This is a genomic window from Nostoc sp. MG11 (genome assembly GCF_014904695.1).
In the GTDB taxonomy this organism is placed as follows: domain Bacteria; phylum Cyanobacteriota; class Cyanobacteriia; order Cyanobacteriales; family Nostocaceae; genus Komarekiella.
Genome location: NZ_JACXXN010000217.1, coordinates 1 through 636, shown reverse-complemented (window position 1 = coordinate 636; position 636 = coordinate 1). Strand labels below are relative to the sequence as shown.

1 protein-coding gene is annotated in these 636 nt (G+C 41.4%); it reads left to right on the top strand.

Annotation, left to right across the window (positions count from 1 at the left end; translation table 11 throughout):
• Nucleotides 1–59 precede the first annotated feature (59 nt).
• Nucleotides 60–636 (top strand): DUF6444 domain-containing protein (locus HCR01_RS38170; RefSeq protein WP_226890100.1); only part of this gene is annotated, 577 nt, incomplete at its 3' end.

Genomic DNA, 636 nt, shown 5'->3' with positions numbered 1-636 from the left:
GTAAGGATTCAGGTGGCAGAGTATTGACAAGAGGACACTTCAGGGGGAGTATCACAAATATGAACCAAAACCTGCCTCAAGATATAGACCGAGAAAGCTTGAACCAGTTATCGAAACAAGAACTGGTGGAGATAATTATTGAGCAGAGCAAGGTAATAGGTGAGTTACAGAAAATAATCTACGAACTACAGCAAGAAGTAGAACGGTTAAAAGTCAGCAGAGATTTGGACAGCAAGACTTCATCGAAACCACCATCTGGGGACATTCTGAAAAAGAGTGAAAACAAAAAAGCACCCTTAAAAGAAGAACTGAACCATTCTAAAAGAAAACCAGGTGGGCAACCAGGACATACTGGAAAAACCCGTAAGGGCTTTGGCAGAGTAGATCGTTATGAAATCTTACGACCGACTGGTTGTGCCTGTTGTGGTCAAAAAGCATTCGCTCACACGGCAGTAAAAATAGAGAAACAGTCTGTAGCGCAATTAGTAGAACGTCCAATTGAAATAGTGGAATATCAACGCCATACCTGTGTGTGTGAGTGTTGTGGAAATATACAAACAGCCTTATGGTCGCCAGATATTATCCCAGGACAAGATTTAGGAATCAGATTACAGTCCTTTTTAGGATGGGTCAATA